Raw genomic sequence first — 15,635 nt, 5'->3', positions numbered from 1 at the left:
TCTATGAGAAGGTGTTGTATGTTGAACCGTATCCGCGTTGTCACAATGCTCATGATGGTGCTGGTCATTTTCGCGCTTCTTCAGCTCATTTCAGGCGGGCTTTTTTTCTCGTCGTTAAAAAATAATCAGGACAGCTTTGCCGCATCAAACGATCTGCGTTTGCAACAAAGCGAGCTGACATCGACCTGGGATCTGATGCTGCAAACGCGCATTAACCTGAGCCGCTCTTCTGCCCGCATGATGATGGACCCCAATAACCAGCAGAGCACCGCGAAAACGGATCTGCTGAAAAATGCCCGCGCAACGCTTGCCGACGCCGCGAAACACTACGACGCCTTCAAAAAAATTGCCCCGCAGCCTGCAATGGAGCAGGTGAGCAGCAACATTGATGAGAAATACACGGCCTACTTCGCGGGCCTGACGGAGCTTATTCAGTTCCTGGAAAGCGGCAACATGGATGCCTACTTCGCGCAGCCAACCCAGGGGATGCAAAACGCCCTCGGTGCAGCGCTGGGTGAATACGCCAAAGCCAGTAGCGACCTGTATCACACCTCCTTTACGGAAAGTCAGAACGATTACCGCTTCGCCAAATGGCAGATGGCCGTACTGGCGCTGGCGCTGGTGATTGTGCTGGTTGGCGTGTGGTATGGCATTCGCCACATTCTGCTGAATCCACTGGGCCGCGTGATTGCCCATATCCGTGAAATCGCCAGCGGCGATCTGACCAAAACGCTTACCGTATCCGGGCGTAATGAAATCACGGAGCTGGCGAACACCGTTGACCACATGCAGCGCTCGCTGATTGATACCGTGACCAATGTGCGTCAGGGATCGGATGCCATCTATACCGGCACCAGCGAAATTGCGATGGGCAACAATGACCTTTCTTCTCGTACCGAACAGCAAGCTTCGGCGCTGGAAGAGACGGCAGCCAGCATGGAAGAGTTAACCGCGACCGTGAAGCAGAACGCGGATAACGCCCGTCAGGCTTCTCAGCTTGCCGAAAGCGCTTCCGACACCGCACAGCGCGGTGGTCGTGTGGTGGATGGCGTGGTGAAAACCATGCATGAAATCGCCGACAGCTCGAAGAAAATCGCCGACATCATCAGTGTTATCGATGGTATTGCCTTCCAGACCAACATCCTGGCGCTGAACGCCGCCGTTGAAGCGGCGCGTGCCGGTGAACAGGGCCGCGGGTTTGCGGTGGTGGCCGGTGAAGTGCGCAACCTGGCAAGCCGCAGTGCCAACGCGGCGAAAGAGATTAAAGCGCTGATTGAAGATTCTGTTTCCCGTGTGGATACCGGCTCCGTGCTGGTTGAAAGCGCAGGGGAAACCATGAATGACATCGTGAATGCCGTTACCCGCGTAACGGACATCATGGGTGAAATCGCCTCTGCATCGGATGAGCAGAGTCGTGGTATTGACCAGGTCGCCCTGGCGGTATCTGAAATGGATCGCGTGACACAGCAAAACGCCGCGCTGGTGCAGGAGTCCGCCACGGCGGCGGCTGCACTGGAAGACCAGGCGAGCCGTCTGAAGATGGCCGTCTCGGCGTTCCGTCTTGCTTCAAAAACGACAAATACGGCCATCACGCGTGCAATGCACAGTGGGTCAGCGACTGCCCCGGCAGCGGCTCGCACCCGCACCGTGACGACCGGACAAGATGAAAACTGGGAAACATTTTGACTGAACTTTAAACCGCGGCTACTTGCCGCTTAATGGGAGCGTGGATGTTAAATCGTATTCGTATCTCGACCACACTGTTTTTGATTCTGATCCTTTGCGGTGTGTTGCAGGTTGGCAGTAACGGGTTGTCTTTTTGGGCGTTTCGCGATGGCTATCAGAATTTGCAGGAAGTTGAGGCGAGTAATCAACAGCGCTCCGCACTGGCACAAACACGTGCCGTGCTGTTGCAGGCAAGCACTGCGCTGAACAAGGCGGGGACGTTGACCGCGTTAAGTTATCCGCCGGATGACATTAAGGCACTGATGGCAACGGCGCGCGACAGCCTTAAACAGGCTGACGCGCAGTTTAAAGCCTTCACGTCTCAGGAGGCTGTCAGCGAGAAGGGCAAAACGCTGAAAGTCACCATGAAGAAGAACTTTGAGCAGTGGCACAGCGATCTGGATCACCAGGCGACGTGGCTTGAGAACAACCAGCTTTCTGATTTTATGACTGCGCCAGTGCAGGAATCACAGGCGGCCTTTGATGGCAGCTTTAACGCATGGCAGCAGGACATCAACCAGTTTGTTGAGCGTGCGGAGGCAGACAGCCGCACCAGCTACCACATGTCCGGCGTGATTTTTACCGTGGTGGTGATTCTGGCGGCATTGCTGACCGGAGGGGCACTGTTCTGGTCGCGCAGGATGATTGTGCAACCGCTGGCGATCATCAGCAGCCATTTCGACAGCATCGCGAAGGGCAACCTGGCGCGCCCGGTTGCGGTGTACGGTAAGAACGAGATTTCGGCGATCTTCGCCAGCCTGAAGGCGATGCAGGGGTCACTGCGTGAAACAGTGACCGATGTGCGTCAGGGCAGTTATGCCATGCACACCGGGATTTCAGAGATTGCGGCAGGCAATAACGATCTCTCTTCAAGAACCGAGCAACAGGCGGCCTCGCTGGCACAAACGGCCGCCAGCATGGAGCAACTGACGGCGACGGTAAGCCAGAACGCCGATAACGCGCGCCAGGCATCGGACCTGTCAAAACAGGCCGCGCAAACGGCGAAGAAAGGGGGCGACCAGGCGACTCACGTTGCCAGCACTATGCATGAGATAGCCGCCAGTTCTCAGAAAATTGGCGACATTATCAGCGTGATTGACGGTATTGCTTTCCAGACCAACATTCTGGCCCTGAACGCCGCCGTTGAGGCAGCGCGCGCAGGGGAACAGGGGCGCGGGTTTGCGGTCGTCGCCGGTGAAGTCCGTAACCTGGCAAGCCGCAGTGCCAACGCGGCGAAAGAGATTAAGGTACTGATTGAAGAGTCGGTGTCTCGCGTTGAGCAAGGCTCTGCGCTGGTGGACACGGCAGCAAAAACGATGACCGAGATTGTCACCTCAGTGACCCGGGTTAACGACATCATGGGTGAGATTGCCTCCGCGTCAGATGAACAACGTCGCGGGATTGAGCAGGTAGCCCAGGCTGTCAGCCAGATGGATCAGGTGACACAGCAGAACGCCTCACTTGTGGAAGAGGCGGCCGCGGCAACCGATCAGCTGGCAAACCAGGCCGATCACTTAACCGGCCTGGTCGCGGTATTTAATGTAAATGAGCACGTTGAAGCAGTAACAGAAGTCGGGCGGTCGCAGGCCGTGCCAGTTGGAACCTGAATGTGATTAAGAAGGCGCTATGACATCACCAATGCCCTCAGGGCAAACGTCATTACTGTTACAGATGACACAGCGCCTCGCGCTGTCCGACGCGCATTTTCGTCGGATATGTCAGTTAATCTACCAGCGTGCGGGGATCGTGCTTGCCGATCATAAGCGAGACATGGTTTACAACCGGCTGGTGCGGCGCTTGCGCACTCTCGGGCTGGATGATTTTGGCCGCTATCTGAGTATGCTCGAAGCGAACCAGAACAGCGCGGAATGGCAGGCATTTATTAACTCATTAACCACTAACCTGACCGCGTTTTTCCGCGAAGGGCACCACTTTCCGGTGCTGGCGGATCATGCGCGTCGTCGTAGCGGAGAGTATCGCGTCTGGAGTGCGGCAGCCTCAACCGGGGAAGAGCCGTACTCGCTGGCGATCACGCTGGGGATGGCGCCAGGGCGCTGGAAAGTGTTCGCCAGTGATATCGACACCGAAGTGCTGGAGAAAGCCCGTAACGGGGTCTATCGCCAGGATGAACTGAAGACGCTCTCGCCTCAGCAGCTCCAGCGTTACTTCATGCGCGGTACGGGCCCGCATGAAGGGCTGGTGCGCGTTCGCCAGGAGCTGGCGAACTGCGTGGAGTTCACCTCTGTAAACCTGCTGGATAAGCAGTACAACGTTCCGGGGCCTTTTGACGCCATTTTTTGCCGTAACGTGATGATTTATTTTGATAAAACGACGCAACAGGACATTCTGCGTCGCTTTGTTCCGTTGCTCAAGCCTGACGGTTTACTGTTTGCCGGGCACTCGGAAAACTTTAGCAACCTCGTGCGTGAGTTTAGCCTGCGTGGGCAAACGGTATATGCGCTGAGTAAGGAAAAAGCATGAGTAAAATCAGGGTGTTGTCTGTCGATGATTCGGCGCTGATGCGCCAGATCATGACTGAAATTATCAATAGCCACAGCGATATGGAGATGGTGGCAACAGCGCCTGATCCGTTAGTTGCGCGGGATTTAATCAAAAAATATAACCCCGACGTGCTAACGCTGGATGTCGAAATGCCGCGCATGGATGGCATCGATTTTCTGGAAAAATTAATGCGTCTGCGCCCGATGCCGGTGGTGATGGTGTCATCCCTGACGGGGAAAGGATCCGAAATCACGCTGCGCGCGCTGGAGCTGGGGGCGGTGGATTTTGTCACCAAACCTCAACTGGGTATCCGGGAAGGGATGCTGGCCTACAGCGAGATGATCGCCGAGAAAATCCGCACTGCATCGCGCGCAAAGCTGGCGGCTCATACACCGACCGCAGTACCGGCAACACTGAAGGCTGGCCCGTTACTCAGCTCGGAAAAACTGCTGGTGATTGGTGCATCAACCGGGGGAACAGAGGCAATTCGCCATGTACTCCAGCCATTGCCGCTTTCAAGCCCAGGTATTCTTATTACGCAGCATATGCCGCCAGGCTTTACCCGCTCGTTCGCGGAACGTCTGAACAAATTGTGTCAGATAAGCGTGAAAGAGGCGGAGGACGGCGAACGTGTTCTTCCGGGGCACGCGTATATCGCGCCGGGCGACAAGCATATGGAGCTGGCGCGCAGTGGCGCGAACTATCAAATCAAAATTCATGACGGGCCGCCGGTTAACCGGCACCGTCCGTCGGTGGATGTGCTGTTTCATTCGGTGGCGAAACATGCGGGGCGCAACGCCGTTGGGGTGATCCTGACGGGGATGGGCAACGACGGTGCCGCCGGAATGTTAGCAATGCACCAGGCTGGCGCCTGGACGATTGCGCAGAATGAAGCAAGTTGTGTGGTGTTCGGCATGCCGCGCGAGGCCATCAATATGGGTGGCGTGAGCGAAGTGGTCGATCTTAGCCAGGTAAGCCAGCAGATGCTGGCGAAAATCAGTGCCGGACAGGCAATACGTATTTAAAGAGGAGTGTAGTTTTATGGCGGACAAAGAGCTCAGATTTTTGGTTGTGGATGACTTTTCCACCATGCGTCGCATCGTGCGCAACCTGCTGAAAGAGCTGGGCTTCAACAACGTTGAAGAAGCAGAAGACGGCGTGGATGCGCTGAACAAACTGCAGGCTGGTAGCTTTGGGTTTGTAATTTCTGACTGGAACATGCCTAACATGGACGGTCTGGAACTGCTGAAAACCATTCGCGCAGATGCAGGTATGGCATCACTGCCGGTGCTGATGGTGACCGCAGAAGCGAAGAAAGAGAACATCATTGCAGCAGCACAGGCGGGCGCAAGCGGCTATGTGGTGAAGCCATTCACCGCTGCAACCCTGGAAGAGAAGCTCGGTAAGATCTTCGAGAAACTCGGCATGTGAGGTGATGAATATGTTGCAACCTACTATGAAACCTGTTGAAGAACATTCACCGAGCGACATTATTGCCCGCATTGGTAGCCTGACGCGTATGTTGCGTGACAGCCTGCGTGAATTAGGGCTGGATCAGGCAATTGCTGAAGCGGCGGAAGCGATTCCGGACGCGCGCGATCGTCTGGACTATGTTGTGCAGATGACTGCTCAGGCGGCTGAACGTGCACTGAACAGTGTCGAAGCATCACAGCCACACCAGGACGCTATGGAGAAAGGGGCTAAATCCCTGACCAAACGCTGGGACGAGTGGTTCGAAAATCCAATCGAGCTGGCGGATGCCCGTGAGCTGGTGACCGATACCCGTCAGTTCCTGGGGGATGTGCCGGGTCACACCAGCTTTACCAACGCGCAATTGCTGGACATCATGATGGCGCAGGATTTCCAGGACCTGACTGGTCAGGTTATCAAGCGCATGATGGATGTGATTCAGGAGATTGAGCGTCAGCTGCTGATGGTTCTGCTGGAGAACATCCCGGAACCGGCTGCGCGTCCGAAACGTGAGAACGAAAGCCTGCTCAATGGCCCACAGCTCGACGCGACCAAAGCGGGCGTTGTGGCAAGCCAGGATCAGGTGGACGATCTGCTGGACAGCCTTGGTTTCTGATTGTGCTGTTACCCTCAGGTTGTTTGTTCAACCTGAGGGTATTTTGACTAACGAAGATCCATTTTTACTGTGACATTACCCTCAAAGCTCCCGGATCCGGGTGTCGCACTGGTGGTGCTGACTGGCGCGGCTTTAATACGAATCACACCATTTCCTTGTTCATCCACCGTGACGGGAAACGCATAGCTGCCGTCCAGCGCAATATCCTGATTCTGTTCATCGAACACCCTTACGCCGATATCATCCCTTCCGATCATTTTCGCAATCACGGGATTACTGCTGTCTATGACCCCCTGATCGGCACTCAGCGTGAGTTTAATCCTGTCATTTTTACCTACGGTGTTACTGCCGCACTGGTAGGAAATGTCGACATCTTTCAGCGTAAAGCCTTTCGGTTGTTGTCCCTTATTCACAAACTGACTGGAGACCAGGTCGCCAAAATCGACCTCGATGGTACTTCCCTCGTTAATCGTGCAACTTAGAGGGGCAGTAAGAGAACCGCTTAACCAGATATTTGATACCTGTTCAGCGTTGGTTGGGTCGCAGCTGCCGGAGCCGTAGTAGAGGCAGGCATAGTTTTGTACCACGATGGTCGGGGGAATGATGGCTTCTCCCAGAATGGTTTTTTTGACCAGAAATCTCGCCACAATGACATTCCATCGGAATTGCCGCTTCACGGGGAGAGTGCTTTTAGGGCGGGTGCTTTCACTGCAAACGCTGGCAGTGCCCTCAGTGGTTTTTATCTTTTCGATCAATTTATCCATCGACGAGAGCGACGAAGGGTACGCGTTGATATCGAGTTTGGTTAAATTCGCCCCATCAGGCGAGTTAATCGCATCATTGTAGCCGGATACGTGAATATCCAGCGAGTCTGTAAGATAACCATAGCCGCTGGCACCGGGGCTAAGCGGGCTGCCGGCAAGCGTCAGCTCCATGATTGCTGTACTTTCATCCAGATCTTTTGGGCAGCTACAGTTAGCTTCCATTTCGCTACCGCTACCGACAAGGTGCTCGTTATCATTTACCGCATTACCCACAACGTTATCCGTGGTGGAGAGCTCCCGGCTATAGGAAATCTGGTAATCCTGAGGGGCCGCGAAGCAATTCTTTAATACCGTTGCGGCTTGTCCTGTAAGGGGGAAGGCGAAGGCGTACAGGAGGACCTGAAGGCGCGTCAAAACAGATTTCTGGCGTTTACTGATCATGCGGTTGTTCCTGCTGGCATATCACGCGGGCCTGGCGGATCCCCGTGGGGTTGTTTGAATTTTGCAAATCGGAAAGCGTGATGGGCGCCGTGCAGCGTTGATCGCTGGTGTCTCCCCAGACGACGTCAAGTTCAGCATTTTTGCTTATCCCTGCAAGGTAGAGCGTGCCCATATCGTCGACAATTCCTGTCATACTGGACGCTCTCATCGTCGCTATCGCACCGAAAGGGACGTTCCTGCCATCCTGGCGGGTAAGTGTGATCAGGGCACGGTAACCAACATGGGCGTCAAAGCTCGCGGTCACGGCGGCATTTCGCGAAGGTACTACGGTGATCGAGGTGTCGCTGGTATCCACATCTCGTGGCAGGCTGGTGGTATCGATGCGTATGCGGTTTTCCTGATAGGGCGTGAGTGAGGGGATCACCGCATTTCCCTGCCAGTCTGTCTGGACTCCCCGCTGATTCTTGAAGCGAACCCCCGCCGCACCGGAAGCACTGACGATGGCAAACTGATCGCCTAATGGCTGGGCAAGAGTGATCCCGTGTGGATGAGCTACGATTGCGCCGCTGGCGCCGTAACTGAGCTGCTGGCTGTTATCTGATGAGTAGTAATAGCCCGCATTGAGATTGGCGTACTGCGAACGATAACTGCCGTACAGGCTACTGCTATCGTCAGCATCGTGGTTGGCATGGCTCTGTTGCAACGAATAGCTGAGCCGTTCATCGTCCAGAAGGGTGCCGCTGAGACCCAGGTTTTGTCGGGTGTAACCCTTTTTACTGTTGCTTAAGGAATAACTGCTCCACGCTCGCGGCAGCCATTTGCTGAGTGGGATGCTGAAACCAAAGGAGACCATCTGATCGCTGCTGTCGTCGCTGGTTTTACTGTAGGTGTAAGCCATGTGCAGGCTGACCCCTTCCACAACGGTGTTTGCGCCAGCGGAAAGGCTGCGCTCTTTACGCGAGCTTCCCCAGTAATCCTGCTGATAGCCATTCAGATAAAAACTGCTGCCAAACAGGCTCTGGCTGATACTGGCCTGAAGACGGCTGCGTTTGTTGTACTGATACAGCCAGTCGTTTTCATTACCTTCATACTTCTGGTTGGCATCAGCAAAACTGTAATAGCCCGCCGTGGAGTAGCGATAACTGCCGAGCGTGAAGTTGGTCTCTGTGGCATCGACTTTCCCTGAGTAGAGCAGGCGGTAAGACTGCCCGGTGCTTTCTTCCCCATTATCCAGCCGGGTTTTGGCCACCGTCACGTCCGCTGAAAGTGAACCCACTACGCCGAGTGCAATTCCCGCGCCGCTGTTAACCGCCTGATAGTCTTCAGACGCGGTGACACCGCCAAACAGCGTCATGGCATTGTTCAGACCATAGATAGCACTGCCCTGCACAAACGTGGGTTCTTTTTGACCGCTGCCGCTGTCGGCGCGGTAGCGTGCAGCGGTTACTTCATACTTCAGATGACCGGGGCGCTGCATCACGGCGACACTAGAGTAGGGCTGGGTGAAGTGGTGCTCGCTGCCGTCGGCTTCTTTCACCGTGACCTCAAGGTCGCCGCTGTTAGTCGTCGAGTAGAGGTCGTGTATCTCAAACGCCCCAGGCGCAACGCTCTGCTGGTAGATCAGATAGCCGTTCTGGCGAATGGACACCTCGGCACTGGAACTGGCTATCCCTCGTATTACGGGGGCATACCCCCGCAGGCTATAGGGTAGCATCTCTTCGTCAGACGCTATATTCACCCCGCGATACTGGAGACTGTCAAAAACCTCTCCCCGTGTACTGTTTTCACCAGCGGTGAATTGTGCTTTCAGGGCATCAATATCATGCTGTAGATAGGTATTAATGGTACTCCAGTGAGCGGCGTCCTGCGTTTTGCTCCAGGTTGAGTAGTTGCGAAGCCGCCAGCCACCAAGATTGGCGCCGCTGCGCAGATTTAGGTACTGACTGGTGGTCGTATTCTGCGCGTCGTCATTATGGCGGGTACCCGAAAAGGCATAATCCGAGAACATGACCGGCACACCGTCGTTCCACCTTGACGGGTCAATATAATCCACGGCATTGCTGACCATACCCGCCTGCGGAATGCTAAGGCTCAGCGTCATTTTGCTGAAATCAAGCGCTGAGGAGGCGAAAGGAATAAAATCGCCGAGGGGCTTATCGAGCGGCGTCTGAACATCGTAGTCTGCAAGTTTAGGGTACATATCGACATCCACCCCCCACTGACGCAGCATATCCGGCGTGATCTCTGCGACCAGCTCGCCCGTCGGGCTGTTCACATAATGTATGTCGGCATCGCGCATCCGCGTTTTGTTGATGACAATATGGGATGAATAACGGCCAGGAGGCTGAGCGTTGGGCTTCGAAAAGAGTGAAAGGTCGATGTCCTGCTGAGCAAGCGTGCTGCCTTCCAGTGAAGAGGGTGAAAAAAGGTATTCCCGTGCGAGAAGGGGCGTAGAGGTCATCAGTAAAACGCCGCAAAAGCAATGTACCAGCGATGCGAATGTGTTGTTCCGTTTGCCGGGTAAATGGCATAGTCCATTCGTCATTTTGTTGATTTATCCCTGAATCATTGTGGATGTGTATTTTTCCGATGCATTTCCGTAATCAGTAATACAACGCCAACTAACTTGAGCGCCTGAGGTCTTCGCCGGAAGAGGGACGGAGACACGGGAAAACGGCGCAACCATATCCGCCTTTGATAGCGGTGTATTCCCGAACTGTAGGCTGTCAAAAACGCTGTAAAATGCCCCGTCGTTAATGATAATTACGTCGCCCTTTTCCTGGCGAAAATGCAGGTTTTTACAGGTGTCACCGGGCGTCCCTTTAAGCCCAGAAGGGCGCCAGAACAGCTTCAGGCGGGTCTTATAAATAAGGCGCAGCATGTTTTTATCGCTGTCCTCTTTCGCGGTTGCTGGAATGGTGCGGATGTTCATATAAAACAACGATTCACGGTCTTCAGGGAGCGAGGATCCATTCCAGGCGATGCGGAGACTTTGCTCCTTTTGCGCATCCAGTCGGAAAAGCGGGGGGGTGACAATAAAGGGGCCACGCGTTGTCTCGTCGCCTGTGTCCGTCCAGGACTGGATGAGCCAGGGAAGTGCGTTATCTTTGTTGACGAGCGGAAGGGCTATCTCTTTTTTTTCGGCGTTGTAAATAATACGCGTGCGGCCAATCTGGACACCTGCTGCATGGCTCAATGTGGGCATTATTAGCGAGAGGTAGATAAATGCTTTCGACAATTTACGCATGGTCAGCCTGCTGTTCGTAATTTAAAATAAAATAGAATAATCCGGGCTTATCCGAACTATTCTATTTGGTATTCTGAGAGTGTGTTTTTAGTTAAAAATTGAATTGATGAATGTTCGATGGCGATCTGTTAACGGTAAAGAATGTTAATTGTCATATCGGCATCTGCTGGGCCTGGCGTGACATCAGATGCAAAAGATTGATAACGCGCATTGAAATCAGCATGAACCTGATCTTCTTTCGTCGTGGGTAGCGTAATACGTACCTGATCTTCGCTGCCATCGAAGGAAATATAGTCTTCGTTATCATCTGCCGGGGTCACGGCAATGCCAATGCCTGTCGCTGCCGTATCGCCATCTGTGGTGATTTTACTGACGTCCAGTAAGGTCGTTGAACCTGTGACGGCAGTGCTCCCGTTAAACGTTAGCTGTACTGACGGTAGACCATCACTTTTGACCGGGCAGTCTGAGAGCCTGATACTAAAAGGGATCAATTCACTTTCTTTACCCACCTTGTCAAACAATGAGTTTGGATACGTACCCAAAGGGACAGTGCTGTCTGTGCCGTTATCACCATCAATCGTACAGCTTGGTTCAATAATTTGCCCGGTAAAGTGAATTGTCCCTGCATTCATTTCAGCAGCAATTGCGCTAACAGAAACGAGGCTAAGAATAAAACTGGCTACCATTGTTTTGGTACGTTTCATAACTAGTGTCCTTTAATAAATAATGCATCTATTCGTTGAGTGTTAGAGGGTTTGGTAATAGTGATGCTGATGCTGCGGGGAGTATACACCCTTATGTAGAGCTGAAAAGATCGGTGAAATTGAAATGGACTTGATAAACGCGCTATTTATTTTGTGAATTCTTTTGTTTAATTGATCGAATTGATCTTTGTATTTGTTTGTATACATATCGGGAATGTGATTCGGTAATGTAAAAGCTATTTCTGCGTGTTGCGGCGATTGCCGTAAATTTATTGTGTATGAGTTGTAGTAATAAGTTTTGAAACACGTAAGGGTTTAACAAACATTGTTAACGAATAATACATCTGGGCATTTTTCTGAAAAATGAAGCCGTGTTGAAATAGCCTTGTGGAAAGTAAACCAGGTAAAAACGGTGAGTTATAGAGTCTTTTCCAGCCATTGAATGCCCTGAGCTCTGGCATGATAACCGTGACTTAATGGGCTGCGAGCACGTACAGTGTCAGAAGAAAACGACGACAAAACGGAAGCCCCCACACCCCACCGACTTGAAAAAGCGCGTGAGGAAGGGCAAATCCCCCGTTCCAGAGAACTGACATCCCTGCTTATTTTAGTAGTGGGTGTTTGCATTATCTGGCTGGGTGGGGAGTCGCTCGCCCGAAGACTGGCTGGAATGCTCTCTACCGGATTACGTTTTGATCACAGCATGGTCAACGATCCGAACCTGATCCTTAGCCAAATCATTCTGCTCATCAAAGGCGCCATGATTGCCTTGCTGCCGCTGATAACCGGCGTGGTGCTGGTGGCTATCGTCTCACCCGTTATGCTGGGCGGACTGGTGTTCAGCGCGAAATCGCTGCAACCTAAGTTTTCCAAACTCAACCCGCTGCCGGGCATCGCCCGCATGTTTTCCGCCCAGACCGGCGCGGAGCTGGTGAAAGCTATTCTGAAATCTACGCTGATGGGCAGTGCGGCGGGTTTTTATCTTTTGCACAACTGGCCCGAGATGATGCGCCTTATTAGCGAATCACCGTTAAGCGCGATGAGTAACGCCATGAACCTTGTCGGGCTGTGCGCGCTACTGGTGGTGCTCAGCATTATCCCGATGGTAGGTTTCGACGTTATTTTCCAGCTGTATAGCCACTTCAAGAAGCTGCGCATGTCACGTCAGGATATTCGTGATGAATACAAGCAGATGGAAGGTGACCCGCATGTGAAGGGGCGTATTCGCCAGATGCAGCGCGCTGCCGCTCGCCGTCGCATGATGGAAGATGTGCCAAAAGCCGATGTCATTGTCACCAACCCGACGCACTACTCGGTGGCGTTGCAGTACGACGAAAACAAAATGAGCGCGCCAAAAGTGGTGGCGAAAGGGGCCGGGCTGATTGCGCTGCGTATTCGTGAGATCGGCACTGAGAATCGCGTTCCCATTCTTGAAGCACCGCCGCTGGCGCGTGCCTTGTACCGTCATGCCGAAATAGGACAACAAATCCCGGGGCAACTTTACGCCGCAGTGGCGGAAGTTCTGGCCTGGGTATGGCAATTGAAACGCTGGCGTTTAGCAGGTGGTCAACGACCTGTGAAACCTGAAAACCTTCCAGTGCCAGAAGCGCTGGATTTTATGAACGAGAAGGACACTGATGGCTAATCTGGTGGCAATGTTGCGCCTGCCGAGCAACATGAAATCGACGCAATGGCAGATTCTGGCCGGGCCGATTCTCATCCTGCTGATTTTGTCGATGATGGTATTGCCGCTCCCGGCATTCATCCTCGATCTGCTTTTCACATTCAACATTGCACTGTCCATCATGGTGCTGCTGGTGGCGATGTTTACCCAGCGGACACTGGAGTTTGCAGCGTTCCCGACCATTCTGCTGTTTACCACCTTACTGCGTCTGGCATTGAACGTGGCCTCTACGCGTATCATCCTGATGGAAGGGCATACAGGTGCGGCGGCGGCGGGTAAAGTGGTTGAAGCCTTCGGTCACTTCCTGGTGGGCGGTAACTTTGCCATCGGTATCGTGGTGTTCGTGATCCTCGTTATCATCAACTTTATGGTTATCACCAAAGGTGCAGGGCGTATCGCAGAAGTCGGTGCGCGCTTCGTGCTGGACGGGATGCCGGGTAAGCAGATGGCGATCGACGCCGACCTTAACGCGGGTCTTATTGCTGAAGATGAAGCCAAAAAGCGCCGTTCGGAAGTGACTCAGGAAGCCGACTTCTACGGCTCGATGGACGGTGCGAGTAAGTTTGTGCGTGGGGATGCCATTGCGGGCATCCTGATTATGGTTATCAACGTGGTGGGCGGCCTGCTGGTCGGTGTTCTGCAACATGGTATGGACATGGGCCACGCGGCGGAAAGCTATACGCTGCTGACCATCGGTGACGGTCTGGTTGCACAGATCCCGGCGCTGGTTATCTCTACTGCTGCGGGTGTTATTGTTACCCGCGTCAGTACGGACCAGGACGTTGGCGAGCAGATGGTTGGCCAGCTGTTCAGCAACCCACGCGTGATGCTGCTGGCTGCGGCTGTGCTGGGGCTGCTCGGTATGGTTCCGGGGATGCCGAATCTGGTGTTCCTGCTGTTTACCGCCGCTCTGCTTGGCCTTGCCTGGTGGATGCGCGGGCGTGAAACCCAACCCGCTGCCGAGCCTGTTCCCGTTAAAATGCAGGAGAATACCCAGGCGGTCGAAGCCACCTGGAACGATGTCCAGCTGGAGGATTCACTGGGGATGGAGGTGGGCTATCGCCTGATCCCGATGGTGGATTTCCAGCAGGATGGTGAACTGCTTGGGCGTATTCGCAGTATTCGTAAGAAATTCGCGCAGGAGATGGGCTTTTTGCCTCCGGTGGTTCATATCCGCGACAACATGGATTTACCGCCAGCGCGATACCGTATTCTGATGAAAGGTGTGGAAATTGGCAGCGGTGATGCTTATCCGGGACGCTGGCTTGCTATCAACCCGGGCACGGCTGCCGGTACTTTGCCGGGTGAACAAACCATCGATCCGGCCTTCGGTCTGGCCGCTATCTGGATCGAGAGCGCGCTAAAAGAGCAGGCGCAGATCCAGGGGTATACCGTGGTGGAAGCCAGTACCGTAGTGGCAACCCATCTTAACCATCTGATTGGGCAATTCTCGTCTGAACTGTTTGGCCGCCAGGAAGCGCAGCAACTTCTTGACCGCGTCACGCAAGAGATGCCGAAGTTGACCGAAGATCTGGTACCTGGTGTGGTGACCTTGACTACGTTGCACAAAGTGCTGCAAAACCTGCTCGACGAGAAAGTGCCCATCCGTGATATGCGCACCATTCTGGAAACCCTGGCGGAACATGCCCCGCTGCAAAGCGATCCGCATGAGCTGACGGCGGTGGTTCGTGTGGCGCTGGGACGTGCTATTACCCAACAGTGGTTCCCGGGAACAGGTGAAGTGCAGGTAATTGGTCTTGATACTCCGCTGGAACGCTTACTGCTCCAGGCCTTGCAGGGTGGTGGCGGTCTTGAACCTGGGCTTGCAGACCGACTGCTGGCACAAACCCAGGAAGCGCTGGGGCGTCAGGAGATGCTGGGTGCGCCACCTGTTCTGCTGGTGAACCATGCTCTGCGTCCGTTGTTGTCCCGCTTCCTGCGCCGCAGCCTGACGCAGCTGGTGGTGCTGTCGAACATGGAGCTGTCGGATAACCGCCATATCCGCATGACGGCAACCATTGGAGGTAAATAATGCATAAGTGGTTATGGGTACTGTTCTTCCCGCTGGCGGCACAGGCCGCAGGCGAGGGGACATGGCAGGCCAGCAGCATGGGGATTACGCTCAATCATCGTGGTGAGTCGATGTCTTCACGCCCGCTATCGCCTTCAGAATCTGCTTCTGGCCAGATGACGCTGGTGGCATGGAATTACAGACTGATTGGCCCAACGCCCGCAGGGTTGCGCGTACGTTTGTGTACACAGACCCGCTGCGCGGAAATCGACGGGGAAAATGGCACAACTCAGGCGTTTAACGGCGTATCGGCCCTCGAACCACTGCGCTTTATCTGGGAAGTTCCTGGCGGCGGGCGTTTGATTCCGGCGCTGAAAGTTCAGAGCAACTCTGTCATCGTCAACTACCGCTAACTGCCGCCTTAACGCCCGACATCAGGTGATTCTGATGGCGGGCTCGCAAAAATGACAC

Annotated in this window: 13 protein-coding genes; 9 read left to right on the top strand and 4 right to left on the bottom strand. The window is 54.0% G+C overall.

Features of this window, described 5'->3' with window-relative positions; genetic code table 11:
* Positions 1-18 precede the first annotated feature (18 nt).
* From tar to cheZ, 6 genes are read left to right on the top strand one after another with little or no spacing between them, the layout of a single operon-like run.
* The gene (gene tar, locus HV107_RS25830; RefSeq protein ID WP_182061523.1) at positions 19-1,686 is read left to right on the top strand and encodes a methyl-accepting chemotaxis protein II; all 1,668 of its coding nucleotides are present in this window, start codon (positions 19-21) and stop codon (positions 1,684-1,686) included.
* A gap of 44 nt (positions 1,687-1,730) precedes the next feature.
* Complete coding sequence (tap, locus tag HV107_RS25825) at positions 1,731-3,332, top strand: methyl-accepting chemotaxis protein IV (protein WP_182061522.1); 1,602 nt, start codon at positions 1,731-1,733, stop codon at positions 3,330-3,332.
* Positions 3,333-3,351: 19 nt separating this feature from the next.
* Complete coding sequence (cheR, locus tag HV107_RS25820) at positions 3,352-4,206, top strand: protein-glutamate O-methyltransferase CheR (RefSeq protein WP_182061521.1); 855 nt, start codon at positions 3,352-3,354, stop codon at positions 4,204-4,206.
* Positions 4,203-5,252: a chemotaxis response regulator protein-glutamate methylesterase gene (locus HV107_RS25815; protein ID WP_014832418.1), complete on the top strand. Its 1,050-nt coding sequence runs from the start codon at positions 4,203-4,205 to the stop codon at positions 5,250-5,252. Before cheR ends, HV107_RS25815 begins: the two co-directional genes overlap by 4 nt.
* A 16-nt stretch (positions 5,253-5,268) precedes the next feature.
* The gene (cheY, locus tag HV107_RS25810; RefSeq protein ID WP_182061520.1) at positions 5,269-5,658 is read left to right on the top strand and encodes a chemotaxis response regulator CheY; all 390 of its coding nucleotides are present in this window, start codon (positions 5,269-5,271) and stop codon (positions 5,656-5,658) included.
* Between the two features lie 10 nt (positions 5,659-5,668).
* A complete protein-coding gene (gene cheZ / locus HV107_RS25805; RefSeq protein WP_182061519.1) occupies positions 5,669-6,313 on the top strand; it encodes a protein phosphatase CheZ in 645 nt (214 codons plus the stop codon).
* Positions 6,314-6,360: 47 nt separating this feature from the next.
* On the opposite strand, the gene HV107_RS25800 is transcribed toward cheZ, so the two are convergent.
* The 4 genes from HV107_RS25800 to HV107_RS25785 form a co-directional block, all read right to left on the bottom strand.
* Positions 6,361-7,518, bottom strand: a complete 1,158-nt coding sequence (locus HV107_RS25800) for a fimbrial protein (protein WP_182061518.1) — start codon at positions 7,516-7,518, stop codon at positions 6,361-6,363.
* Entirely contained in the window at positions 7,508-9,979 is a 2,472-nt protein-coding gene (locus HV107_RS25795; protein ID WP_259349664.1) for a fimbria/pilus outer membrane usher protein, read from the bottom strand. The genes HV107_RS25800 and HV107_RS25795 overlap by 11 nt, the downstream gene beginning before the upstream one ends.
* Positions 9,980-10,072: 93 nt before the next feature.
* Complete coding sequence (locus HV107_RS25790; RefSeq protein ID WP_182061516.1) at positions 10,073-10,765, bottom strand: molecular chaperone; 693 nt, start codon at positions 10,763-10,765, stop codon at positions 10,073-10,075.
* Positions 10,766-10,893: 128 nt separating this feature from the next.
* The gene (locus tag HV107_RS25785; protein WP_182061515.1) at positions 10,894-11,469 is read right to left on the bottom strand and encodes a fimbrial protein; all 576 of its coding nucleotides are present in this window, start codon (positions 11,467-11,469) and stop codon (positions 10,894-10,896) included.
* A 496-nt stretch (positions 11,470-11,965) separates the two neighbouring features.
* Here HV107_RS25785 and flhB point away from each other — a divergent pair, with 496 nt between their 5' ends.
* From flhB to HV107_RS25770, 3 genes are read left to right on the top strand one after another with little or no spacing between them, the layout of a single operon-like run.
* Positions 11,966-13,114, top strand: a complete 1,149-nt coding sequence (gene flhB / locus HV107_RS25780) for a flagellar biosynthesis protein FlhB (RefSeq protein ID WP_182061514.1) — start codon at positions 11,966-11,968, stop codon at positions 13,112-13,114.
* Positions 13,107-15,185 (top strand): flagellar biosynthesis protein FlhA, encoded by a 2,079-nt coding sequence (gene flhA / locus HV107_RS25775; RefSeq protein WP_182061513.1) that lies wholly within the window; start codon positions 13,107-13,109, stop codon positions 15,183-15,185. Before flhB ends, flhA begins: the two co-directional genes overlap by 8 nt.
* Positions 15,185-15,577 (top strand): flagellar protein FlhE, encoded by a 393-nt coding sequence (locus tag HV107_RS25770; protein ID WP_409050239.1) that lies wholly within the window; start codon positions 15,185-15,187, stop codon positions 15,575-15,577. The genes flhA and HV107_RS25770 overlap by 1 nt, the downstream gene beginning before the upstream one ends.
* The last annotated feature ends 58 nt before the right edge of the window (positions 15,578-15,635 follow it).

It is taken from the genome of Enterobacter sp. RHBSTW-00175 (genome assembly GCF_013927005.1).
GTDB lineage: Bacteria > Pseudomonadota > Gammaproteobacteria > Enterobacterales > Enterobacteriaceae > Enterobacter.
Note: the sequence above shows the minus strand (reverse complement) of the source record. Positions and strands in the feature narration are given on the sequence as shown.

Bases quoted from the DNA above. Each gene is read 5' to 3' on its own strand.
- tar (WP_182061523.1), top strand. From the start codon at position 19: ATGTTGAACCGTATCCGCGTTGTCACAATGCTCATGATGGTGCTGGTC.
- tap (WP_182061522.1), top strand. From the start codon at position 1,731: ATGTTAAATCGTATTCGTATCTCGACCACACTGTTTTTGATTCTGATC.
- cheR (WP_182061521.1), top strand. From the start codon at position 3,352: ATGACATCACCAATGCCCTCAGGGCAAACGTCATTACTGTTACAGATG.
- HV107_RS25815 (WP_014832418.1), top strand. From the start codon at position 4,203: ATGAGTAAAATCAGGGTGTTGTCTGTCGATGATTCGGCGCTGATGCGC.
- cheY (WP_182061520.1), top strand. From the start codon at position 5,269: ATGGCGGACAAAGAGCTCAGATTTTTGGTTGTGGATGACTTTTCCACC.
- cheZ (WP_182061519.1), top strand. From the start codon at position 5,669: ATGTTGCAACCTACTATGAAACCTGTTGAAGAACATTCACCGAGCGAC.
- HV107_RS25800 (WP_182061518.1), bottom strand. From the start codon at position 7,518: ATGATCAGTAAACGCCAGAAATCTGTTTTGACGCGCCTTCAGGTCCTC.
- HV107_RS25795 (WP_259349664.1), bottom strand. From the start codon at position 9,979: ATGACCTCTACGCCCCTTCTCGCACGGGAATACCTTTTTTCACCCTCT.
- HV107_RS25790 (WP_182061516.1), bottom strand. From the start codon at position 10,765: ATGCGTAAATTGTCGAAAGCATTTATCTACCTCTCGCTAATAATGCCC.
- HV107_RS25785 (WP_182061515.1), bottom strand. From the start codon at position 11,469: ATGAAACGTACCAAAACAATGGTAGCCAGTTTTATTCTTAGCCTCGTT.
- flhA (WP_182061513.1), top strand. From the start codon at position 13,107: ATGGCTAATCTGGTGGCAATGTTGCGCCTGCCGAGCAACATGAAATCG.
- HV107_RS25770 (WP_409050239.1), top strand. From the start codon at position 15,185: ATGCATAAGTGGTTATGGGTACTGTTCTTCCCGCTGGCGGCACAGGCC.